The 23,021-nt window shown below is 71.5% G+C and carries 15 protein-coding genes; 2 read left to right on the plus strand and 13 right to left on the minus strand.

Annotated features, from left to right (window positions below; genetic code table 11):
* The first annotated feature begins 199 nt into the window (after positions 1–199).
* Positions 200–1,543: a hypothetical protein gene (locus OHA72_RS07945; protein WP_327007192.1), complete on the plus strand. Its 1,344-nt coding sequence runs from the start codon at positions 200–202 to the stop codon at positions 1,541–1,543.
* Between the two features lie 32 nt (positions 1,544–1,575).
* On the opposite strand, the gene OHA72_RS07950 is transcribed toward OHA72_RS07945, so the two are convergent.
* Together OHA72_RS07950 and OHA72_RS07955 are read right to left on the minus strand one after the other, a co-directional pair.
* Positions 1,576–3,051, minus strand: a complete 1,476-nt coding sequence (locus OHA72_RS07950) for a glutamate-cysteine ligase family protein (RefSeq protein WP_327007193.1) — start codon at positions 3,049–3,051, stop codon at positions 1,576–1,578.
* 222 nt (positions 3,052–3,273) lie between these two features.
* The gene (locus tag OHA72_RS07955) at positions 3,274–3,849 is read right to left on the minus strand and encodes a YceI family protein (protein ID WP_327007194.1); all 576 of its coding nucleotides are present in this window, start codon (positions 3,847–3,849) and stop codon (positions 3,274–3,276) included.
* A 96-nt stretch (positions 3,850–3,945) separates the two neighbouring features.
* On the opposite strand from OHA72_RS07955, the gene OHA72_RS07960 reads away from it, so the two are divergent.
* Positions 3,946–4,443 (plus strand): MarR family winged helix-turn-helix transcriptional regulator, encoded by a 498-nt coding sequence (locus OHA72_RS07960; RefSeq protein WP_442788535.1) that lies wholly within the window; start codon positions 3,946–3,948, stop codon positions 4,441–4,443.
* A 320-nt stretch (positions 4,444–4,763) separates the two neighbouring features.
* Here the strand turns inward: OHA72_RS07960 and OHA72_RS07965 are convergent, their stop codons facing one another.
* The 11 genes from OHA72_RS07965 to OHA72_RS08015 form a co-directional block, all read right to left on the minus strand.
* Complete coding sequence (locus OHA72_RS07965; RefSeq protein ID WP_327007195.1) at positions 4,764–7,115, minus strand: ATP-binding protein; 2,352 nt, start codon at positions 7,113–7,115, stop codon at positions 4,764–4,766.
* A gap of 64 nt (positions 7,116–7,179) precedes the next feature.
* On the minus strand, positions 7,180–9,531 hold the full coding sequence (locus OHA72_RS07970; RefSeq protein ID WP_327007196.1) for an MMPL family transporter: 2,352 nt from the start codon (positions 9,529–9,531) through the stop codon (positions 7,180–7,182).
* Positions 9,532–9,579: 48 nt separating this feature from the next.
* On the minus strand, positions 9,580–10,737 hold the full coding sequence (locus tag OHA72_RS07975; RefSeq protein WP_327007197.1) for an acyl-CoA dehydrogenase family protein: 1,158 nt from the start codon (positions 10,735–10,737) through the stop codon (positions 9,580–9,582).
* A gap of 13 nt (positions 10,738–10,750) precedes the next feature.
* Positions 10,751–12,253: an acyl-CoA carboxylase subunit beta gene (locus OHA72_RS07980; protein ID WP_327007198.1), complete on the minus strand. Its 1,503-nt coding sequence runs from the start codon at positions 12,251–12,253 to the stop codon at positions 10,751–10,753.
* Positions 12,254–12,420: 167 nt separating this feature from the next.
* Positions 12,421–14,112, minus strand: coding sequence for a chaplin family protein (locus OHA72_RS07985; RefSeq protein WP_327007199.1), 1,692 nt, complete (start codon positions 14,110–14,112; stop codon positions 12,421–12,423).
* 239 nt (positions 14,113–14,351) lie between these two features.
* Positions 14,352–15,335 (minus strand): hypothetical protein, encoded by a 984-nt coding sequence (locus OHA72_RS07990; protein ID WP_327007200.1) that lies wholly within the window; start codon positions 15,333–15,335, stop codon positions 14,352–14,354.
* 135 nt (positions 15,336–15,470) lie between these two features.
* Positions 15,471–16,364 (minus strand): hydroxymethylglutaryl-CoA lyase, encoded by an 894-nt coding sequence (locus OHA72_RS07995; protein WP_327007201.1) that lies wholly within the window; start codon positions 16,362–16,364, stop codon positions 15,471–15,473.
* Complete coding sequence (locus tag OHA72_RS08000) at positions 16,361–17,713, minus strand: acetyl-CoA carboxylase biotin carboxylase subunit (protein WP_327007202.1); 1,353 nt, start codon at positions 17,711–17,713, stop codon at positions 16,361–16,363. The genes OHA72_RS07995 and OHA72_RS08000 overlap by 4 nt, the downstream gene beginning before the upstream one ends.
* Positions 17,714–17,782: 69 nt before the next feature.
* Positions 17,783–18,406 (minus strand): TetR/AcrR family transcriptional regulator, encoded by a 624-nt coding sequence (locus OHA72_RS08005; RefSeq protein WP_327007203.1) that lies wholly within the window; start codon positions 18,404–18,406, stop codon positions 17,783–17,785.
* Positions 18,407–18,458: 52 nt separating this feature from the next.
* A complete protein-coding gene (locus tag OHA72_RS08010; RefSeq protein WP_327007204.1) occupies positions 18,459–21,236 on the minus strand; it encodes an ATP-binding protein in 2,778 nt (925 codons plus the stop codon).
* Positions 21,226–23,013 carry an HSP90 family protein gene (locus OHA72_RS08015; protein WP_327007205.1) on the minus strand — a complete coding sequence of 596 codons (1,788 nt, stop codon included), beginning with the start codon at positions 23,011–23,013 and terminating at the stop codon, positions 21,226–21,228. The genes OHA72_RS08010 and OHA72_RS08015 overlap by 11 nt, the downstream gene beginning before the upstream one ends.
* Positions 23,014–23,021: the final 8 nt, after the last annotated feature.

The raw sequence follows: 23,021 nt of genomic DNA on the forward strand, positions 1-23,021 counted from the left end.
CATCGACTCGCCCGGGTGGACTGCTGGGCGTACGCTGCGCGGCATGGCCGCACGAAGCTGGGCAACCTCAATATTCACCGCGATCGGTGTCGCGGCGGGCGCGGGTGCCGCGCAGCTCGGTCTTGGCTACGGCCTGGGGATCATCTCCTGGCAGCCGACCGGTAACAGCGCGACCGTCTGGGTCAGCAGCCTCGCCTGGGTGGCGTGGCTCGCGGCGTCCTCGACGGTCATCGGCGCGCTGTGCGCCGACCGGCTCAGCCCGGCCGACACCCCGGTCGCCGGTGACGCCTCGACACCGGCCGCGCACGCATTGACCGCCGCCTGGCGGATCGTCATCGCGTTGTCCGCCGCCGTCGGCGCCCTGATCATCGTGCCGCTGGTCGCCGTGCCCTCCCGCACGCCCCGGCCCGACAACGTCGCGCCTTACTTCACCGCCGGCGGCTACGCCATCGCCGGGATCATCGTCGGGCTGCTGATCGCCGTCGGCGCCCTGGCCGCGCGGGCGATCGCCGCCAACGTCATCGCCTCGTCGGCGTGGCTGTGGCTGCTCGCGGTCATCGCGGTCATCGACGTGGTCCGCGCCGACGGCAACCTCGCCACCGCCGCCCAGCTCGGCACCTGGCAGTTCACCGACGGGACCTGGATCCGCGGCATGGTCAATCTGCCGGGGGCGCTGCTCATGCTCGCCATAGCGCTGGTCATCGGTGCCCTCGCGGCATGGCCCGCCGGCCGCCGCGGCGACAACCGGGTCGGCGTGGCGGTCTCCGGCGCGGCCGGCCCGCTGCTCGTCGCCCTCGCATACTTCCTCGCCGCCCCCGCCGTGGGCGAGCGGGACCAGCAGCTGTCGGCGTTCGTCATCGCGCCCTACGCGGTGCTCGCCGGCCTCGCCGGCTCGGTCATCGTGTCGGCGATCGGCCCCGCGGCTCCCGCGCGCAGGCCCGGGCCGCCCGCAAGGCCGCCGCGGCGGACCGCGACGCGCGCGCCCTCCGACATCGCCGACTGGACGCAGGCACTCGCCGACGCGGACGCCGCCGAGGCCCGCCGCCGCGCCGAGACGGGCGAGCAGCCGGACGGCGATGACCCGTGGGCCGCCGCACCGGACCGCTCCCCCGAGCCGGTCACCATCGGCGCGGGCGGCAAGAAGCCCCCCGTGACCACCGCCAAGGCGTCGACCTCGACCGGCAAGGCGACGCCCGCCCCCGCCGGCAAGGCGAGTGTCAGCGCGGGCAAGGCGAGCGTCGCCGGCAAGAGCGCCGACCTGGACTCGGCCAAGGACCTGGAGTCCGACGCCTATGCACCGGCCCGCGCCTACGGCGGCAGCGAGCCGTCCGGCCGGACCTACACGTCGGAGTCCGCGAACCGTGCGTACGCCGAGGACACCGTCACCGAAGACCCCGACGCGCAGCCCGCGAAGTCGTCCACCCCTCGCGGCTCGGTCGAGCCGCTCTGGCCGTCGGACACCGCGACGGAGTCATCGACCGAGCCGGCCAAGCCGGCCCCGGGCAGGGGCCGTGGCCGCGGTCGCGGCAGGTCCGGCGAGTAACGATCCTCGCTGCCATTCGGCATGCGGGTGGGTCAGATCGGCCAGGTGTGGACGGGCTCGTTGGCGTGCAGGCCGACGCTGTAGCGCTGGAGCATCTCGCGCAGGGCCGAGCGGCGGTCGAGATGGTGCCTGGCCTGCAGGTCGTTGACCGTTGCCGTCTGCCAGGCCGCGCCGTTGCGGCCGGTGCGGCACCGGCCTTCGATCACGCCTAACAGGCGGTCGCGGGTGCCGGGGCGCACGCCGAAGCGGTCGAGGCCGGCGGACGCCAGTGGGAGCAGCTCATCGAGCACCAGGTCTGCAACTTGCACCTCGCCGCGGTCGGGCCACCACAGGCGGGCGTCGAGTCCTTCGCGGGCGGCGGTGTGGAAATTCTCCTCCGCCGCGGAGAAGGTCATCTGGGTCCAGATCGGACGGTCCTGCTGGACCAGCTCGCCGACCAGGCCGAAGTAGAACGCCGCGTTGGCGACCTGGTCGACGACGGTCGGGCCGGCGGGCAGGACCCGGTTCTCGACGCGCAGGTGCGGGCGGCCGTTCATGATGTCGTACACCGGGCGGTTCCACCGGTAGATGGTGCCGTTGTGCAGGCGCAGCTCGCCGAGGTACGGGACGCCTCCGGCCTCCAGGACCGCGACCGGGTCCTCGTCGTCGGTGATGGGCAGCAGCGGCGGGAAGTAGCGGACGTTCTCCTCGAACAGGTCGAAGATCGAGGTGATCCAGCGCTCGCCGAACCACACCCGCGGGCGCACGCCCTGAGCCTTGAGCTCCTCCGGGCGGGTGTCGGTGGCCTGCTCGAACAGGGCGATGCGGGTCTCCGCCCAGAGCCGCTTGCCGAAGAGGTACGGCGAGTTGGCCCCGACCGCGACCTGGATGCCGGCGATCGCCTGGGACGCGTTCCAGTGCATCGCGAAGTCCTCGGGCGCGACCTGCAGGTGGAACTGGACGCTGGTGCACGCGGACTCGGCGGCGATCGAGTCGGACTCCGCCTCCAGCCGCTCCTGGCCGCGGATGTCCAGGGCGATGTCCTCACCACGCGCGTTGATGATCTGCTCGTTGAGCAACTGGTAGCGCGGGTTGTTGGACAGGTTGGCCAGCACCGTGTGCTCCTGGCGCAGCGTCGGCAGTATCCCGATGAGCACCAGTTGGGCGTCTGACTTGCGGGCGCGCTCGTCGGCGTGGACGAGGCTGGCGAGGACCTCGCGCTCGTAGACGTCGAGGCCGTCGCCCTCGATCACGCGCGGCGCGACGTTGATCTCGAGGTTGAACTGGCCGAGCTCGGTCTGAAACGACGGGTCGGCCAGGTCGGCGAGCACCTCGGCGTTGCGCATGGCCGGCTGCGCGTCGGGGTCGATGAGGTTGAGTTCTATCTCGAGCCCCGTCATCGGCCGGTCCGAGTCGAACCGGAAGTCGTTGAGCATCAGAGCAAAGACATCAAGACATCGGCGGACTTTATACCGATATCGGGCGCGGTCCTCACGCGAGAATGCGCCTCGTATGACGTCTTGCCCCATTGCGTTCCCCAAATCCCCGGCCGACCCCGTGGACCCTCCACGTTAGGAGTGGTCGGGGTGTACCGCTAGGGACAAAACGGGCGCAACCTCAGCCTAGGGTGAGCAAAACCTTGCAGAGGGTGGGAGATTTCGCCCACCCTCTGCACGATGGTCAAACTCCGGCATAAGCCATAATCGGCCCCGTCACTGGTCTTACAGTTGGCGCGGTCGGCCCTTGCCGACTCAGGCCTGGCGCACACCCTCGGCGCCGATCTCGATCTTGATCTTCTTGCCGACGAGGACGCCGCCGGTCTCGAGCGTCTGGTTCCAGGTGATGCCGAACGCCTCGCGGTCGATCTCGGTGGTGGCGCTGAACCCGATGACTTCCTGGCCCCACGGGCTCTTCGCGTGACCCTCGAACTCGACGTCGAGCTCGACCTCGCGGGTGACGTCGCGGATCGTCAGGTCGCCGACGAGCTTGAACTCGCCGCCGGAGAAGCCGACCACGCGGGTGCTCTTGAAGGTCAGCGACGGCCACTGCTCCACGTGCAGGAAGTCGGGGCTCTTCAGGTGGCCGTCACGGTCGGCCACGCCGGTGTCGATGCTGGCGGCGTCGATGTCGACCTCGACGTGCGACTGCAGCGGGTCCTCGGCGATGACGATGCTGCCGGTGGCCTTGGTGAAGCCGCCGCGGACCTTGCTCACCATGAGGTGCTTGGCGACGAAGCCGACCCGCGTGTGGGCCGGGTCGAGGTCGAACTTGCCGGCCGTGGGGATGGTGACGCCGTTGAACTCGCGGGTGGTGACCGGTGCGGTCATGATGCCCTCCAGATAAGCTGTGGCGGAGATGTTTGCTGGAGCAAATATACGCTCAGCAGACTCTCGTTTGTCAAGCTCTTCTGTTAGACTGCCACTGTGACCGACGAGATGCTGGAAGATCCGCGAATCACCGCCATGGGCCTGTTCGTCGAGGCTTTCACCGGTGTGACCGCGCGTCTCAACGTCCAGTTGGCGGAGCACGGCCTCGGCAACGTCGACTTCGAGGTGCTGGTCAGGCTGGCCCGTTCGCCGGGCGGCGAGCTGCGCATGACCGACCTCGCCGCACAGACCGGGCTGTCCACCAGCGGCGTGACCCGGGTCGTCGACCGCCTCGAGCGCGACGGCCTGGCGACCCGCCGCGCCTGCCCGACCGATCGGCGTGGGTCGTTCACCGTCGTGACGCCCGCCGGCGTGGCCAAGATGCATGAGGTCCTGCCGGATCACCTCGCCCTGATCGAGGAGTGGTTCACCGGCCGGCTGTCCCCGGAGGCGCTGGAGGCGCTCCTGTGCAGCTTTCGGACGATCCGCGACGCGGTCCGCCCCGGCGCGACGTCCGGCGCGGCCGCAGCAACGGCTGCGTCCGCCGCAGCCTGACACAGCGCAACGGAAGCAACGCAACGGAAGCAACGCAGCGACGGCGACACAGCGCAGGCGACACAGCGGAAGCAACGCAGCGGAAGACGGAGTCCCGCAGCGGAAACGGTAAAAAGCCAAGAACACGACCGGCAGGATCACCGGCAGCTTCTGCCGGTCCCTATGGTGAACAGGGTGTAAAGCCGCATTCCGGACGAAGGGCTTCGTTAATGTCCGCCCGGGGAGGCACCGCACCACGGGGCCGGCACGGACGAAGCAGGTGGGAAGGCAACATGCGCCCGGGGGGTCTTCGTCCGTGCCCTAAACCGCCGAAGCGCCGATCAGCCGCGCGACAGCAGCGAGCGCTCGCGCGGTAGCAGCGCCAGCCGCCCTCTGGAGCGGATGCCGGCCAGCTCGCCCAGCACGCGCTTCCGGTCCGCCGGCTCGGCGCTGGCGGCCAGTCCGGTGAGCGCCTCCAGGACGTCCCGGATGTCGTCGCGACCGGCGAGCAGGTTCGCCGCGGCCTCGAAGGCCGTCGCCGCCGCCGGCCGGTCATCGCGGGCGAGCGCGAGGTAACCGCCGATCATCGCCGACATGCCCGCACTGCCCGGCAGCTCCGCGAGCTCGACCAGGATGTCCGCCGCCTCCGGAAGGCGGCGCGACTCGGCCAGCGCCTGACCCAGGGTGCCCAGCGCGCGGACGCGGTGCGTCGGGTCGCCGACCTCGGCGGACGCGGCGGCGGCCCGGCGGGCGAGGTCGACGGCCTCGTCGAAGCGCCCGTCCAGGCGGGCGACCTCGGCCAGGTTCGCCTGGGCGAGCGCCTGGATGCGGGCGTCGCCGGCCTCGGCGGCGCGGCGTCCGGCGGCGGCCAACCGGCGCGCGGCCGTGGCCAGATCACCGGCGCGGATGTCGTGCCACGCGAGATTGTTCTGCGAGACCGCGATCTCTCGGACCCGGCCGGTACGGATCGCCAGCCCGAGCATCGCTTCGCTGTGCCGGCGGGACTCGTCGGCACCGCCGACCGCCTGCCAGACGCCCGAGAGGACCGCCCGGGCGGCGAGCTCCCCCAACGCGTCGCCGTGGGCGACGAGCACCTCGAGCGCCGCCTCGGTCGGCCAGAGCTCGGCGACGCCACGCCCGTGCGCCATCGCGAGCATCCCGGCCGCCACCTGGGCGTTCGCCCGGACCACCGGGTCGCAGTCGCCGGTACGAGGATCGTCCAGCATGCGCCGCAGCAGCTTGTGCGCTTCGACGTCGCGCCCCCGCAGCCGGCACCACCGCGGGATCGCCCCGGCGAGGCGCAGCGCCATCACCGGTTCGCGGACGGAGGCGTAGCGCAGCGCCGCACGGATGTCGCTGTTGAGGTAGTCGAGCCGGGACACGGCGGCGGCGCTGGCCGGTCCGATGAGATCGGCCGCGAGCCGGGTCGCGAGCCTGGTGATGACCTCGGCGTGCCGGAGCCGGACCGCCGGCAGCTCGCGACGCTCGACGCAGCGCTCGGTGGCGAAGTCGCGGACCACGTCGAGGAGGCGGAACCGCAGGTCGCCCGGGCCGCGGACGCTGACCAGGCCGAGCCCGACGAGGCGGTCGAGCACCGCCTCGGCGTTGAACCCGAGCAGCGCCTCGGCCAGCTCGAGCGACCAGCGGCCGCGGAACATCGCGAGGCGGCGCAGTGCTGCCTGCTCCGGCTCGTCCAGCAGGTGATAGCTCGCGGCGACGGCGTCGCGCAGTCGTTGACCGGCCGGATCGGTGGCGGCGAGGTCGAGGACGCGGTTGCCGTAGCGGGACAGCAGCTCGGGCAGTTCCAGGACGCGACCGCGGGCGGCAGCGAGCTCGATCGCGAGCGGCAGGCCGTCGAGCCGACGGACCAGTTCGGCGACGGACGGGACCTCGGCGTCCGGCACCGGTTCGCGGCGGACCTGCCGGAGCCGGTCGAGGAACAACGCGACGGCCGGCACCTGGCGTACCACCGCCGGAGGGCTCAACGCACTCGGCAGTTCGAGTGGCTCGACCCGCCAGTCGACGGCGCCGGGCACCACGCCGGCGAGCGGGCGGCGGCTGGTGGCGAGGATCTTCACCGCCGGCACGCGGCCGCGCAGCCAGCTGATCGCCTTGACCGCGCTGCGGTGCGAGCGGTCGATCCCGTCGAGGACCAGCAGCGACGGGCGGTCGAGCAGCTCCTCGGCCCGGGCGACGCCGAAGACGGCGGCGACCGCGGCGAACACGTCGTTGGGTTGCGACACGTCGGTGATGGTCACCGAGACCGCGGTGCCGGTGACCGCGTGCGCGACGGCATGGGCGAGGCCGGTCTTGCCGACGCCCGCGAGGCCGACGAGCACGACCAGGTCGGCGCGCTCCAGCAGGTCGAGCAGCTCGGCGACGTCGGCGTCCCGGCCGATCAGCGCCGGCACGGTGGGCAGCGGCAACGTCGCCGGCGCGGACGTGACGGTCCCGGCGAGGAAGTCCTCCCGGTCCATGCCGACCAGGTCCAGTGCGTCGGCGAGCAACGTGAGGGTCCCCCGCTGCGGGCGGGCGACCCGGCCGCGCTCCAGCTCGCGGAGGGTGCGCACGCCGAGACCGGCTCGTGCGGCGAGCTCCTCCTGGGTCAGTCCCCGGGCCAGGCGGCGGGTCCGCAACGCGGCGGCGAACCCTGCCCCGGCGCCCCGCGGATCATGATCCGCAACTGGAGACATGTTGAGGAAGGGTACTAATCGGAGCCGTTCCGAAGAAGGCGGGCGTCGGAACTACGACGATTATCTATGCGTTACCTGCTTGCCGCACGTCGGACGGTAGGGCCGCCCCGGTGGCGGGCTTCCGGGCGGGCGCGGGCACCTCGACGGTCAGTTCCTCGGCGGCAGGAGTCGGTGTACCGGCGAGCGCCGGCACTTCGACGGTCAACTCCTCGGCGGGCGATGTCACGGGAGCGGCAGCGGCGGGCTTCTCCGTCTTCGCCGGCTGCTTCGGCGTCGCCGGCTGCTTCGGCGTCGCCGGCTGCTTCGGCGTCGCCCGCTGCTTCGGCTGCGCCGCCGTCGAAGGGACCATGCTCAGCGACCTGAGGAACCCGGGCGCCCACCAGTTCCAGCTGTCCAGCATCGTCATCAGCGCCGGCAGCAGCAGCCCGCGGACCACCGTCACGTCGATGATCACGGCGACCGTCATGCCGACGCCGATCTCCTTCACCGCGACCAGCCCGCCGACCGTGAACCCGAGGAACACGATGACGATGCAGATCGCCGCCGCGGTCACGACCGGCCCGGATTTCGTGATGCCGCGCAGGACCGCCCGGTTGGTGTCGGGGCGCAGGTCGTACTCCTCCTTGATCCGCGCCAGGAGGAAGACCTCGTAGTCCATCGACAGGCCGAAGATGAACACGAACAGCAGCACCGGCGTGGTCAGGTCGATGCCGCCCCACGAGTCGAAGAAGAGCGGCAGCTGCCCCCAGCCCCACTGGAACACCACGACCAGGACGCCGAGGGTGGCGATCAGGGTCAGCAGGTTCATCAGGACGGCCTTGAGCGGGATGACCACGGAGCCGGTGAGCATGAAGAGCACCACCATGGTCACCACCAGGACGATGAGCGCCGCGACGGGCAGCCGCCGGGCAAGGGAGTCCTGGTAGTCCACGACCTCGGCGCTCGGGCCGGTGACCCACTTCGGGAAGGGCGTCTGCATGGCCCGCAGCTTGCGTACCAGCTCCACGCCCTCCTGCCCGCCGACCTCTCCCTTCGGCGTCAGGTCGAGCACCGTCCAGCCCTTGGGCACGTCGGGGCGGACCTCCTGGCGGAACACCTGCGCGTTGAGCTGGTTGTTGACCTGGTTCATGAACATGCGGACGTCGGCGCGTTCGGGGCCGGCCTGCACCAGGACCACGACATCGTCGGGGTGGTCGTTGTTGAACTTCTCCTGCAGCGCGTCGTAGGCCTGCCGCGCCTCGTTGCTGTGCGGCAGCGCCCGCGCGTCGGAGTTGGCGAAGTTCGCACCGAGCAGCGGCGCGGCCAGGACCAGCAGGCCGACGGTCACGCCGAGCGCGACCTGCGACGGCGACCGCTGCGCCTTCGCGGCGAGCTTCGCCAGCAGGTCGGTCTTGAAGCTGAACCGGCCCTCCCCGGCCGCCGGGATCCTGTCCTTCGCCAGGGACAGCAGCGCCGGTACCAGCGTCAACGCGGCCACCGTGGCCAGCACGACGACCGCGGCGCCGCCGAGCGCGACCGCGGCGAGCAGCGGCTCGGCGAACACGGTCAGCCCAGCGAGGGTCGCCGCGACCGCGATGCCGGAGATCGCGACCGCCCGGCCGGACCGTGCGACCGCCTCGACGAGCGCCTCGGTCGGCCCGTGCAGGAGCCGCTCCTCCCGGAACCGGGCGACGATGAGCAGGGAGTAGTCGACGGCGAGGCCGATGCCGAGCAGGGTCACGACGTTGAGGGAGTACTCGCTCACCTTCGTCGCGTAGCTGAGGCCGAACAGGAGCAGCAGCGAGCCGGACACCCCGACGAGCGCGACCGCGAGGGGCAGCCCCGCGGCGATCACCCCACCGAAGATCAGCACCAGCACAACGAGCAGCGCCACCAGCGCGATGCTCTCGCCGATCGCCAGGTCGCGCACGGACTGCTCACCGAACGCCCGCTCGGCGATCTTCGTGCCGCCGACGGTGACCTTCGGCGCCTCGATCAGCTTCAGGCGCGCCTTGACCTTGTCCTCGAGCCGCTCGCGGGCGTCCTCGCTGAGCTTCGGGTCGAGCTCGACGCGCACCGTCGAGCTCATGTTGTCAGCGCCGATCTGGCCGCCGGGGCCGTTGTAGAGGTCGTTGACCTCCTTGACCCCGGCCATCGCCTTGATCTCCTGGTTCGCCTTGGTGACGCTGGCGTTGAGCCCGGGATCGTAGACGTCCTTGCCCTCGATGACGGCAATGATCATCGAGCCTTCGGGGGCGAGCTCGTCGATGCGCTGCTGGGCGATCGCCGACTCACTGTCGGCGCGGTTGGTGCTCGTGGTGGCGAGCCGGTCGAACAACCCGCCACCGAAGACCGCACCCGCCACGGTCACTGCCAGCCACACCCCGATGACGGGCCAGCGGTGGCGGTCCATGAGCGTGCCCAGTTTCGCGAACATCGCAGTATGCAAGCACGGCCACGCAAGTGGGCGACATCCCCCGTGTCGCTACAGCCCCATGGACCGGGAGATGATCATGCGCTGGACCTCCGAGGTGCCCTCGCCGATCTCGAGGATCTTCGCGTCGCGCCACATGCGGGCCACGGGGGTCTCGTTCATGAAGCCGTAGCCGCCGTGCACCTGGGTCGCCTCCCGGGCGTTGGTCACCGCGGCGTCGCTGGCCTGCAGTTTCGCGATGGCCGCCTGCCGCTTGAACTCGCGGCCGTTGACCATGCGTGACGCTGCGTCGTAGTAGGCCAGCCGGGCGGTGTGCGCCCTGGCCTCCATGTCCGCGAGCTTGAACTGGATGGCCTGGTACTCCCCGATCGCCTTGCCGAACGCGCGGCGCTGCTTGGCGTAGGCGACGGACTCGTCGACGCAGCCCTGGGCGAGGCCGACGCCGAGCGCCGCGAACGCGACCCGGCCCTCGTCGAGGATCCGCAGGAACTGCGCATACCCGCGGCCGCGCTCGCCGAGCAGGTTGGCGGCCGGCACGCGGACGTCGTCGAAGCTCAGCTCGTGCGTGTCGGAGGCGCACCAGCCGACCTTGGAGTAGCCGGGCTGGACGGTGAAGCCGGGCGTGCCGCTCGGCACGATGATCGCGGAGAGCTCCTTGGAGCCGTCCGGATTGACCCCGGTGACCGCGGTGACGGTGACCAGGGCGGTGATGTCGGTGCCGGAGTTGGTGATGAACGCCTTCGACCCGTTGATCACCCACTCGCCGGTGGCCTCGTCGAGCACCGCGCGGGTCTGGGTGCCGCCCGCGTCGGAGCCGGCGCCCGGCTCGGTGAGACCGAACGCGGCCAGCGCTTCGCCGGAGACCAGGCGGGGCAGCCACTGGGCCCGCTGCTCGTCGGTGCCGTACCGGTAGATCGGCATGGCGCCCAGTGAGATGCCGGCCTCGAGGGTGACCGCGACCGAGGAGTCGACGCGGGCCAGCTCCTCCAGTGCGACGCAGAGGGCGAAGTAGTCGCCGCCCATGCCGCCGTGCGACTCGGGGAAGGGCAGCCCGAACAGGCCCATCTTGCCCATCTGGCGCACGATGTCGTAGGGGAACGCGTGCCGCTCGTAGTAGTCGCCGATGACGGGCGCGACGACGTCGTTGGCGAACTCGCGGACGCTGAGGCGGAGGGCTTCGAGATCCTCGCCGAGGGTGAAGTCGACCATGACAGGATGCCTCTCAGACGGGTGTTACGCCGTGGCGACGGCGCGAGAATTGACGGTTCTTCCCAGTGGCGGCGGCGAAGCGGCGGGTCAGCTCGTCGCGCAGCGCGCCCGGCTCGACGACCGTGTCGACGACCAGCTCGCTGGCCAGGCGCATGATGTCGATGTCGCGCTCATACTCGGCGCGCTTCTCCGCGACGAACGCCGCACGCGCCTCCTCGTCGGGCAGGGCGGCGATCTTGTTGGCGTACACCGCGTTGACGGCGGCCTCCGCGCCCATGACGGCGATCTTGGCGGTAGGCAGGGCGATGGTGGCGTCGGGCTCGAAGCCGGGACCGGCCATCGCGTAGAGGCCTGCGCCGTAGGCCTTGCGCACCACGACGCAGATCTTGGGCACGGTCGCCTCGGAGATCGCGGTGATCATCTTGGCGCCGTGCCGGATGATGCCCTGCTTCTCCACCGCCGAGCCGACCATGAAGCCGGGCACGTCGGCGAGGAACAGCAGCGGCACGTTGAACGCGTCGCAGAGCTGCACGAAGCGGGTGGCCTTGTCGGCGGAGTCGACGAAGAGCACCCCGCCCTTGAACAGCGAGTTGTTGGCCACGACGCCGACGGGCCTGCCGTCGATGCGGGCGAAGCCGGTGGTGAGCTCGCGCGCCCACAGCGCCTGGATCTCGAAGAACGAGCCCTCGTCAACGAGCCCCTTCACGAACCGGCGCATGTCGAAGGCCTGGCGCTCGCTGGCGGGGATCTCGGGCAGGCCCGTGGCGGCTGCCGCGGCGGCGACCGGTGCGGGCTGGGTCCAGTTGGACGGCAGGTAGGACAGATACCGCCGGACCGTCTCGATCGCCTCGGCCTCGGTCTTGCACAGGAAGTGCCCGACGCCGGACTCGGCGCAGTGCACCTTCGCGCCGCCCATGGCCTCGAGGGTGGTCTTCTCGCCGGTGACCATCTCGACCATGCGGTCGGATCCCAGATACATCGAGGCGTTGCCCTCGACCATCGCGACGACGTCGCAGAAGGCGGGGATGTAGGCACCGCCGGCGGCGGACGGGCCGAACAGGGCGCAGGCCTGCGGGATGCTGCCGCTGGCGCGGACCTGGGTGTGGAAGATGCGCCCGGCGCCGCGGCGGCCGGGGAAGAGGTCGACCTGGTCGGTGATGCGGGCGCCGGCCGAGTCGACCAGGTAGACCATCGGGACGCCGGTGTCGTAGGCCTTCTCGATGATCCGGATGATCTTCTCGACGGTCCGGGCTCCCCAGGAGCCGGCCTTGACCGTCGAGTCGTTGGCCATCAGGCAGACGGGCCGGCCGTCGACGGTCGCGGTGCCGGTGATGACGCCGTCCGCCGGGAGGCCTTCGGCCATGACGTTGGCGAACATCCCGTCCTCGACGAAGGTGCCCTTGTCGACGAGCAGGGCGACCCGCTCCCGGGCGAAGAGCTTCCCTCGGGCAGCGTTGGCCGCGTGGTACTTCTCGGCTCCACCGGCCTCGACGCGTTTCCGAAGACCCTCGACCATGGTGCGACCTCCGCGTCAGCAACCTGAACGATCGTTATGCCTAACGATCGTTCAGGTTAGCCGAAGCGGAGGTCAAGTACCAATTGGCTTTTGTCGGGCACGGGTCGGTGTGTACCCGGCATGGGCCCCGGGTCCCCCTGCGGATCAGAGGGACCCCGGTACCGCTGTCAGCAGGAGTACGCGACCGCGCCGCCCTGGCTGGACGCCTGCGAGAAGCCGAACAGGCTGATCGCGTTGCCGCTGATGTTGATCGGCACCTGCAGCGTGGTGTCGAACTGGTTGCCGTTCAGCAGGCCCGCGTTGTAGCCGGTGGTCCAGTCGCTGCAGGAGTTCTTGACCGCGGTGGCGCCGCCGCCGTTGCCCCAGCCGCCACCGTTGTTGTTGCCGTTGCCGTGGTGACCGTTGCCGTGGTGGCCGTTGCCCCAGCCGCCGTCGTCGTCACCGTCGCCGTTGCCGCCGCCGTTGTAGCCGTCGTCGTCACCGTCGTTGTCGCCGTTGCCGTAGCCGCCGTTGTTCTGGCCGGCCGGGTAACCGCCGTTGTTGTTGCCGTGGTTGTTGCTGTAGCCACCGTCGTTGGCGGTACCGGTGCCGGCGCCGTTGCCGTGGCCGTGCTCGCTCGAGACCTTCTTGGTCTTGGCCTTGCCGTGCGACGCGGAGGCGCCGTGCGAGCTCATGTTGCTGGCGTTGCCCGCGGCGTTGCCGTACGCGTTCGGGTTGGCGTGGTGGTTGCTGTTGCCGTAGCCACCGTTGGTGTCGGCGTCGTCGTCGCCGTAGCCACCGTTGGTGTCCGCGTCGTCGTCACCATAGCCGCCGTTGCCACCACCGTTGCCGTTGTCGTCCCAGTCGTCGTCCCAGTCGCCGTTGCCGCCGCCGTTGCCGTTGCCGTTGCCGTGGTGACCGTGGCCGTGCCCGTTGCCGTTGCCGCCACCGTTGCCGCCGCCCCAGCCGTCACCGTCGACGGCGACAGCGCCGCCGCCGCAGGAGGCGCTGGAGAAGCCGAGCACCGCGATCGCGTTGCCGCAGACGTTGATCGGCGCCTGGAGCGTGGTGTCGAACTGGTTGCCGTTGAGCAGACCCGCGTTGTAGCCGGTGGTCCAGTCCTCGGTGGTCGCGCTCTCGGTGGAGGCGCTCTCACCCTTGACCGCCCAGGCACCGCCGGCGCTCTGCGCGCTGGAGAAGCCGAACAGGCTGATCGCGTTGCCGCTCAGGTTGACCGGCACCTGCAGCGTGGTGTCGAACTGGTTGCCGTTCAGCAGGCCCGCGTTGTAGCCCGAGGTCCAGTCCTCGGTACGGTTGCCGGCGCTCTCGGTGTAGTCACCGTCGGCGTCGGCGGCGTAGCCACCGTTGTTGTTGGCGTTGTAGCCACCGTTGCCGTTGCCGTTGCCGTCTCCGCCGCCGTGCCCGTGCCCGTGGCCACGGCCGTGGCCGTTGCCCCGGCCGTTGTCCGACGCCATGCCGCCCTTGACGGCGTACGCGCCGCCCTGACTCGACGCCTGCGAGAAGCCCAGGACGCTGATGGCGTTGCCGCTGACGTTGACCGGCACCTGCAGGGTGGTGTCGAACTGGTTGCCGTTGGCGACACCGGCGTTGTACCCGGTGGTCCAGTCCTCAGTCGTCGCGCTCTCGGTGTCGATCGCCGCGGCACCGCCACCGCAGGACGCGTCGGCGAAGCCGAGCACCGCGATCGAGTTGCCGCAGACGTTGATCGGCAGCTGGAGGGTGGTGTCGAACTGATTGCCGTTGAGCAGGCCGGCGTTGTAGCCAGTCGTCCAGTCGGCGTGCGCGGCCCCGCCCGAGATGAGCAGGAAGCCCGCGGAAAGCACGCCCACGTTGAGCGACTTACGAACCCACGTCTTCATGGTGAAAGTGAGACCCTTCGGTAGGTGTTTCTCTTCAGTGCTGCTTGATGGGCGCGGATCGAAGCCGCGAGCCTGCGTGCGGGCAGGCTCTGCCCGGCTCCGCCCTGTCGACGTGCGCCCGGATGGTGCGTATTTGTTGCTTCTGTTGCGAGATGCCGCGATGTGGTCGATGCGGGTCAACGGACCCTGGCTGGCTCCGGCTCGGCCCGCTTCGCTCTGCGTCGGCTGGCCGGCCGGCCTCAGTCGGGTGAGACTGTCGGCTTCTCGGCTGCGAGCAGCCGTAGCTCGGCGTCTTCGACCGCGTCCAGCCGGAAGGTGAGCACCTTCGTGCCGGCCGGTGCCGCGGGCAGCGTGGCGGCGGCGCCACCGTCGTGGTTGAGGCCCGAGCCTGTGCCCGGGGCTCCCGAGGTGATGCCGACCGCCGGCGCCGGAACGGGCGCCGGGCGGGGCAGCAGCGGCACGTGGCGCGTGCCCTGTGCTTCAGTCCGGTCCGCGACCGGCTGCACGTGCGTGGCGTCGCCGGCGTCGAGCCGGTCCGCGGCACGTGACACGGCGACGTGTGTCGAGTCGACGCCGGCACGGGACGTGCCGGTCGCCGCGGCTACGACGTCGCCTGTCGACCCGACGCCGACCGGCTCGGCCTGGACGGCCGGCTCCTGCGTCTGCGTCCTGCGGGCGTTCTTGATGCCGGCTTTTGCCGGCCTCTTGGTGCGTGAGTTCGTGGCGCTCGACGCGTTCACCGTCGTCAAGCGGGACATCTTGACGGATGCCGGAGTGGCGGCTTTGCCGGCCGCCTTGTCCTGGGTCTGGCCCACAGCCCTGTCGGTCGTGGTCAGGACGGTGCCCGTCACCGGTCGCAGGACGGTCAGCACCGTCCCGGTGAGCAGGTCACCCTTCGACTCATGCTTCGCCGCGCCGGAGGGCACACCGGTGGACCCGATGTGACCGCCGGAGGCGCCGTGACGGTTGCCACCGGCACCGAGGTCGAACAGGTCGAGTCCTGAGCCGCCTGCCCCGGTGACCAGGTTGGTCACCGGCCCGATCAGGGAGCCCCCGGACGGGAAACCGTCAGATCCCGACGGGTCGGAGGCGTGTGCCGCCGAGGCCGACAGCAGCCAGGCCACACCGGCGAAACCGGCGACGACCAGGCCCTTGACGGCGATCCGGGCAGCAGACCGGGCGCAGCGGGCCGTGCGCGGGTTGCGCTCGCTCCTCTGGGCCATGGCCGCCTCTCAGTACGGGATCAATGTCGGGCTTGTCGGCCCTACATGTGACTGTTTCCGTACTGAGCAACGAACCGTCCCGGCCGGGGACACGCCACTATCCCGGCGAATCGGGCACAAGTGGGACAGCGGGCGTCAGAAAGGGATTCGCGGACCGGCCTTGAGCACGCCCGACGGCAGCTCCCGCCCGACGATCTCCTGGGCCATCGCGGCCGCCTCGATCAGCGCCTTCAGGTCGATGCCGGTCTCGTAGCCCATGTCGTGCAGCAGGTGCACGACCTCCTCGGTGGCGACGTTGCCGGTGGCGCCCGGCGCATACGGGCAGCCGCCGAGGCCGCCGACGCTCGCGTCGAACTCGGTGATGCCCATCTGCATGGCGGTGAGGATGTTGGCAAGGGCCGCGCCCCGGGTGTTGTGGAAATGCAGCAGCAGCGGGATGTCTGGGTGGCGGTCACGGACGAGACCGACCACCTCCCGCACCCGGCGGGGCGTCGCCATGCCGGTGGTGTCGCCGAACGCCACGCGGTCGGCGCCGTCCGCGATCACCCGGTCGACGATGCCGGCGACCCGGGCCGGGTCGATGTCGCCCTCGAACGGGCAGCCGAAGCTCGTCGAGATGATCACCTCGGCGGTCGCGCCGGCCCCGTGCAGCAGCGCGATCAGGCCGGCGATGTCGTCGAGGGACTCCGCGGTCGACCGGTTGACGTTGCGCTGGTTGTGCGTCTCGGACGCCGACACGACGACCTCGATCTCGCCGAAGCCGGCCTTGAGCGCCCGCTCGGCGCCGCGCGAGTTGGGCACCAGCGCCGAATACCGCACCGCGGGATTCCTCTGCGCGGCCGCCCACACCTGGTCGGCGTCGGCCATCTGCGGGATGGCCTTCGGATGGACGAAGGAGACCGCCTCGATCCGGCCGACCCCGGTCGCCGACAGCGCGTCGAGCAGGCGGATCTTGTCGGCGGCGGGGACCGGGTCCTCGTTCTGCAGGCCGTCGCGGGGGCCGACCTCACGGATGGAAACGAAGCTCAACGCACACCTCCGAGGCGCATGCGGCCCACGATGCCGGTGTCGTAGTCGCCGGAGACGAACTCGGCGTTGTCGAGCAGCTCGGCGAAGAACGGCAGGTTGACCTTCGGCCCGACGACCTCGAACCCGGCGACCGCGGTCCGCAGCTTCGCCAGGGCGTCGGCGCGATCGGCGCCGTGGACGACGAGCTTCGCCATGAGCGAGTCGTAGCTGGGCGTGACGACGGTGCCCGGCCCGTATCCCGCGTCGACGCGCACGCCGTCGCCGGTCGGCTCGACCCACGACGTGATCGCACCGGGCCCGGGCAGGAAGCGCTTCGGGTCCTCGGCGTTGACGCGGACCTCGATGGCGTGGCCGGTGACGCGCAGGGCGTCGGGGTCGAAGGTCGGCGCGAGGCCGGACGCGACCCGCAGCTGCTCCTCGACCAGGTCGATGCCGAACACGGCCTCGGTGATCGGGTGCTCGACCTGGAGCCTGGTGTTCATCTCCAGGAAGAAGAACTGCCCGGACGTCGGGTCGAACAGGCACTCGACGGTGCCGGCGTTGCGGTAGTCGACCGCCTGGCCGGCCCGGACGGCGGCGGCGAGCAGGTCGGCGCGCTGCCTGGGGTCGAGAGCCGGCGACGGCGTCTCCTCGACGAGCTTCTGGTTGCGGCGCTGCACCGAGCACTCGCGCTCGCCGAGCGCGACGACCCGGCCGTCGGCGAGGCCGAGGATCTGCACCTCGATGTGGCGGACCCTGGGAAAATACCGCTCGATGAGCACCGAGCCGTCGCCGAACATCCGCTCGGCGAAGCCGCGGACCTTCTCGTATTCGGTGCGCAGGCCGGCCTCGTCGGCGGCGACGGCCATACCCATGCCACCACCGCCGGCGGCGGCCTTCACCATCACGGGGAAGCCGATGCCGGTCGCGGCGGCCAGGGCGTCCTCGACCGTGGCGGCGGGGTCGGTGGTGCCCGGCGCGACCGGGACCCCGGCGGCGGCCATGAGGTTCCGCGCGTTGATCTTGTCGCCCATCGCGGTGATGGCCTCGGGGCCCGGGCCGACCCAGATGAGGCCGTGCTCCACGACGGTGGCGGCGAAGGCCGCGTTCTCCGACAGGAAGCCGTAGCCGGGGTGGATCGCCTCCGCGCCGGTCGTCTTGGCCGCGGCCAGGATCGCCTCGGTGTTGCGATACGACTGGGCGGGGTTGGCCGGGCCGATCAGCACCGCCTCGTCGGCCTCGCTGACGAACGGCAGCCCGGCGTCGGCCTCGGAATACACCGCGATGGTGCGGATCCCCAGCCTGCGTGCCGTGCGGATGATCCGTCGGGCGATCTCTCCGCGGTTGGCGACGAGCAGAGAACTCAACATGGCGGAGCGTCTCCTGTGGATAACTCTGTGGGTTTACACGTAACTAGGTTGTGGATAACCCCCGGAGGGTCACCCTTGCAGCGCGCAGAGTGTCGCGGCCCGGAGCAGCTCGGCGCGGCGGGCGCGGTCGACCTCGCCGCCGAGGAACGGCGTGGAGTTCATGAGACCGAAGGCGGCGTGCGCCAGGACGCGGGCCTCTCCGGCGTCCAGCTCGCTGCGCAGCACGGTGAGCGTGTTGACCCACTCCTCGACATAGAGGCGCTGGAGGCGGCGGATCTGCCGCCGGGGCTCCTCGGGCAGCCGGTCGAGCTCGTGCAGGTGCAGGGCGATGACCGCCGGGTTGGCCAGGGCGAACTCGACGTGGAAGTCGACCAGGGTGGCCAGGGCCGCGGCCGGGTCCTCCGACGACTCGGCGATGCGTGCCTGCCCACCGGCCAGCAGCTGCTCGCTGACCGGGATGAGGGCGGCCGCCAGCATCGCCTCCTTGCCAGCGAAGTGGTGGTAGAGCGCCGGACCGGTCACGCCGGCCGCCGCACCGATGTCGTCCATCGACACGCCGTGATAGCCACGGGTCGCGAACAGGCCCACGGCGATCTCGAGGATCTCCTCGCGCCGTGAGCGGCGGCGTTGTCCGGCGGGGCCGGCGCCGCGGGTCTGGGCAGGAGGGCGGACGGCCGATTGTTCCAGCGTCATGGGCAAAGCCTAACCTTGTGTCAAGACTTGTGCTGAACGGTCGTTAAGTTCGTCACTGCTCGAGGTGCAGTTGCCGGATCTCGGCGGCCTCCGCCGAGCGGTCCATGGCCTCCAGGGCCTCGGCCAACATCCAGGCCGCATTCTGTCCGGACTGCGAGCCCTTGGGTGCCGTGCCGAGCACCGAGCGCAGCAGCGGCTCGGCCTGTGCGGGCGCACCGGAGCGCATGAGCAGCTCGGCGTGCAGCAGGTCGGCCTCGACGGCCTCGCCGAACGCGCCGATGTCGCGCAGCGCGCCGGCCGCTCCCTTGACCCGGGCCAGCGCCTCGTCGCCTTGGCCTGCGCCGAGGTGCACGCGGGCCGCGTCGCAGTCGAGCATCGCCCGGTGCCACACCAGCCATGCCTCGGACGGATCGACGGTCAGCGCCAGCGACCCGATGAGGGCGTCCGCCTCGGCGAGCGCGGCGAGCGACTCGTCGATGCTGCCGGCCCAGCGCAGCGCGAGGGCCCGCATCCGCCGGTTGTAGAGCTCGGCCTGGACCACCCCGGCCGCCTCGAACGCCGCTGCCGCCTCGCCGAACCGCTCGGCCGCCTGCGCGTCGCGGTCGGCCCGGTAGAGCAGCTGCGCCGCCTCCTGCAGCATCCGGCCGCGGGACTGCAGGTTGTCGAACCCGTCGAGATTGCCGGCGAGGGTCTCCAGCAGCGCGAGCGCCTGGTCGGGCTCGTCGAGCTCACGGTAGATCCGCGACAGCAGATAGCGGGTCCGGTCGGCGTGGTCCTGTGCGCCGATCCGGTCGAGCACGTCGATCGCGCTCTCCGCCGCCTCGGCCGCGTCGAGCAGCTGACCGGCCTGGTCATAGGCGCTGGCCAGGTCGAAGCGCAGGATCGCGGCGGGGCCGTCCTCGCCGTGCGCGACGTGATCGGCGATCGCCTCGACGAGATCGTCGACGGCGTCGGCAGGCTGTCCGGCGGCGAGCCGGGCCCGGGCCCGGCCGACCAGCGCCGACAGCCGCGGGTCGCGCTCGACGGCGGCACCGAGCGCCGCGTCGAACGCCTCCACGGCGGCGTCGAAGCGCTCCACGTTTGCCAGCGCGTGGCCGTGGATCAGCGCCGCGAGCGCGACCGGCGGCGGGTCGCCGAGCCGGCCATACTGCTCCCGGCAGTCCGCGGCGGCCGCCACGGCCTCCTCGAAGCGCTCCAGCACCAGCAGGCACCGGGCCCGCCGCCCGGCCAGCTCGGCCCGCAGCGCCGGCCGGTCCGGCTCTTCGGCGATCGCGGCGTCGACCGCGGCGAGCGCGTCGTCGAGCCGGTCGAGCGCGAGCAATGGATACTCCAGCCGCAGCCGGGCCTCGGCGCGCGCGTCGGCGTCGCCGATCGCGAGGATCCGCTCGGTGACCGCGGTCAGCTGGGCCAGGACCTCCTCCTGCCGCTCCTCGGCGTCCGGGGCGAGGATCGCGCGGGCCTCCGCGACCAGCGCGGCCAGCTCGTCGCCGAGCGTGCGGTGCCCGGCAGCGGCCTCCCGGAACGCGGCCTCGGCCAGCTCCGGCTCGTGGTCGACGCCCGCCATCCGGCCGCGGCCCTCGACGCGCCGGACGGCGAGCGCAAACGGCGGCTCCGGGTGCAGCTCGTCGAAGCGCTGCCACGCGGCGCGGGCCTCGGTGAAGCGATACTCGTCGAACAGCTCCTCCGCGCGGGCGAGCAGCTCCGCCGGGTCGCTCGGCCGCGGGGGCGCAGGGGCGGTGACGCCGGCCTTCAGCGTGCGGGCGACGGCGCTGAGCGGCAGGTGCTCCACGATCGGCTCCGCGTGCAGCCTGGCCTCGATGAGCAGGCCGATGTTGTCGGTGCCGTTGCGCGCGTCGAACCGCGCCGACAGCGCCCGCGCCCGGGCGGCGAGCCGCTCGGCGAGCTCCGGCGCCGGCACGTCACCGACCAGGACGTCGGCGCCCAGACGGCCGAGCAGCAGCGCCGCCGCGGCCGAGAACCACATGTCGGCCTGCGGGTGCGGCGCCTTGTCGAGCCAGCTCAGGTGCCGCTCGACGATCTCCAGGCCACGGGTCTCGTTGCCGGTCCGCGCGCAGAACACCACGTGCTCGCCGATGCGTTGCAGGTCGGCCAGGTTGCCCCGGAGGCTGCGATAGGCGCGGCGGTGCGCGTCGGCGGCCTCGCTGAGCCGGCCGGTGCGCAGATACGGCAGCAGCAGCGACGTCAGGATCGACTGGGGCTGCTCGGCGCAGGTCAGGTGACCGGCCAGCACCGGCTGGGCGAGCGCGACCGCGGCCTCGTCGTCACCGGCCGACACCAGGTGATACACCTTCGAGGTCGGGTCGCAGCCGACGCAGTCGGAGTTGTCGTCGCGGGGTGTGGCGCACCACTGCTCATACAGCTCGCCGGCGGCCGGGTCGCCGACGTGCGCGGCCACCGCGTGCCGATAGGAATAGACGGCCTGCAGGCTGTGCCCGCCGGCCCGGAAGCGGCGCTCCATGTCGTCGAGGACGTCACGGGTGCGCCCGAGCGGCACCTCGGGAAACTTCAGCAGCCCCGACACCATGTATTTGAACTGCCACAGCAGCAGGCTCTCGGCGTGCCGGTCGAAGCGGTCAGGGTGGGCGTCATACTCCGCGCGGCACCAGGAGAACGTCACGAACGACTTCGCGGTCTCCCCGCCGTGCACATATGCCGTGGTGGCCTGCATGCGGGCGGCGAAGCGCAGCTCGTCGAAGCCGCCGGCGTCGGCGTGCTGCACGATCTGCTCGACCAGCGCGATCTGCCCGCTGCCATAGGGCATGTGGTCGGCCTCGCGCAGCAGGCCCCACAGCTCGTCTTCAGTCTTCATGCGCGACCGCCTTGTTGAGCAGACCCAGGAATGAACTGTTGAGCAGCGCCGCGTCCGCCGGCCGCAGCGGATGGTGGCCGAGCAGCAGTGCCTGGCCATACAACCCCTCGACGGCGAGCCGCACCAGGTCCTCGTCGGCCAGCTCGCTGACCCGCCGGACCAGCGGGTTGCGATAGTTGAGCACCAGCTGGGGCCGGTCCTCGTCGTCGGTGCGGGCGAGCGCGTCGAGCACGTCGGCCCACACCTCGTCGACCCGCTCGCGGGTCGCCCGCAGCTCGGCGGCGAACGACGCCGAACGGTTGACCAGATACATCGCCGGCATGCCGGCCGGGTCGAAGGACCGCAGCACCACCTCGCAGCCGAGCCGGTCCATGGCCCGCTGGGCCCGGGCCACGAACGGCCGCCTGGCCAGCTCCAGCCCCGGCTCCAGCGCGTCGAAGTGGGTGGTCAGGTCGCTGGGCTCGACCCGCTCGATGAGCGCGCCCGGCTCGATGAGCGGCAGCCGCTCGATGAGCTGCGCGTCATAGACATAGCCGGCATTGACCACCGGCATGCCCTGCGCGGCCGCGACCGCGCCGATCTGGCGGAACTCGTCGACCTGGACCGTGTAGCGCACCAGGCCGTGCGCCGCCCGGAAGTCGGCGAGGGTCATCCGACCGGTGTTGGTCTCCATCGGCCACCAGCGCTCGACCAGGCGCAGCATCTCGTCGTCGTGGACCGCGAGCGCCTTGACGCCGAGGTGGTGGATCTCCAGGAACTCCGTCAGCCGCCGCGGGTCCCGGGCGGCGAGGCGGACCAGCCAGCCGCGCAGCTGATCGCCGAGTGCCTCACGGGTCGACTCGAGCAACTGGTCCTCATACAGCGCCTCGCGGCTGGCGGTCGGGCGCAGCTCGCCGGCGTCGAAGACGCAGCGGGCGAAGAACGCCCACTCCGGCAGCACGCCCTCGGCGCCCTCGGCGAGCAGCATCCGCTTCAGGTAGACGCGGTGGCCGGCACGGGCCGCGGGGTTGGCCGGCGTGGGCAGCACGAAGGCGACCCCGGTCAGCCCCGCCTCCGACACCGACAGCTCCACGATGTCGAACGGGGTGAAGCCGAAGACCTCCTGGCAGTGCGCGACCAGCCGCTGCCGGCGATCCTCGCCGCCGGGCCGCCACGGCAGGCCGTCACCGGTGACCTCGACGTCGCCGACCTCGACGGTCACCGGCAGCAGCGAGCCATAGAGCGTGGCGAGCTCGGTCACGGTGCGCCGCAGCAGCCACTGGTCCGCGTCCCGCCGGGGCACCAGCGTCACGGTCGTGCCGACCTGCAGGCGGTCCTCGCCGGCGAGCGCGACGCTGTAGCGGCCGTCGGCGAAGCCGCGCCACAGCACGGTCGGGCTGCCCTCCGCCCTGGTCAGGACCCGGATCTCGTCGGCGACCAGGAAGCAGGAGAGCAGGCCGATGCCGAACTGCCCGAGGAAGTCGTGCCGGGCGAAGCCGAAGTCGTCGCGCTTGGAGCTGCGCCCGATCGTCGCCAGGAACTGATGGACCTGCTCCTCGGTCAGCCCGATGCCGGTGTCGGACACCCGCAGGGTGCCGTCGCCCGTCACATCGGGCGGCTCGATGCGCACGCGGGCCGGCACCGGTGGATCCCCGGGCCCTGCGGCGGCGCGCCGCGCGGTGATCGCGTCGACGGCATTCTGGAGCAGCTCACGCACATAGACGCGAGGGCTCGCATAGAGGTGGTGACTGAGCAGGTCCACAACCCCGCGCAGGTCCACCTGGAACGTCCGATCCACGGGCGCAC

The organism is Dactylosporangium sp. NBC_01737 (assembly GCF_035963215.1).
Taxonomy (GTDB): domain Bacteria; phylum Actinomycetota; class Actinomycetes; order Mycobacteriales; family Micromonosporaceae; genus Dactylosporangium.

What these genes read in the sequence shown, in the direction of transcription:
- OHA72_RS07950 (WP_327007193.1), bottom strand. Translation starts at nt 3,051, where the DNA reads ATGGGGCAAGACGTCATACGAGGCGCATTCTCGCGTGAGGACCGCGCC.
- OHA72_RS07955 (WP_327007194.1), bottom strand. Translation starts at nt 3,849, where the DNA reads ATGACCGCACCGGTCACCACCCGCGAGTTCAACGGCGTCACCATCCCC.
- OHA72_RS07965 (WP_327007195.1), bottom strand. Translation starts at nt 7,115, where the DNA reads ATGTCTCCAGTTGCGGATCATGATCCGCGGGGCGCCGGGGCAGGGTTC.
- OHA72_RS07970 (WP_327007196.1), bottom strand. Translation starts at nt 9,531, where the DNA reads ATGTTCGCGAAACTGGGCACGCTCATGGACCGCCACCGCTGGCCCGTC.
- OHA72_RS07975 (WP_327007197.1), bottom strand. Translation starts at nt 10,737, where the DNA reads ATGGTCGACTTCACCCTCGGCGAGGATCTCGAAGCCCTCCGCCTCAGC.
- OHA72_RS07980 (WP_327007198.1), bottom strand. Translation starts at nt 12,253, where the DNA reads ATGGTCGAGGGTCTTCGGAAACGCGTCGAGGCCGGTGGAGCCGAGAAG.
- OHA72_RS07985 (WP_327007199.1), bottom strand. Translation starts at nt 14,112, where the DNA reads ATGAAGACGTGGGTTCGTAAGTCGCTCAACGTGGGCGTGCTTTCCGCG.
- OHA72_RS07990 (WP_327007200.1), bottom strand. Translation starts at nt 15,335, where the DNA reads ATGGCCCAGAGGAGCGAGCGCAACCCGCGCACGGCCCGCTGCGCCCGG.
- OHA72_RS08000 (WP_327007202.1), bottom strand. Translation starts at nt 17,713, where the DNA reads ATGTTGAGTTCTCTGCTCGTCGCCAACCGCGGAGAGATCGCCCGACGG.
- OHA72_RS08005 (WP_327007203.1), bottom strand. Translation starts at nt 18,406, where the DNA reads ATGACGCTGGAACAATCGGCCGTCCGCCCTCCTGCCCAGACCCGCGGC.
- OHA72_RS08010 (WP_327007204.1), bottom strand. Translation starts at nt 21,236, where the DNA reads ATGAAGACTGAAGACGAGCTGTGGGGCCTGCTGCGCGAGGCCGACCAC.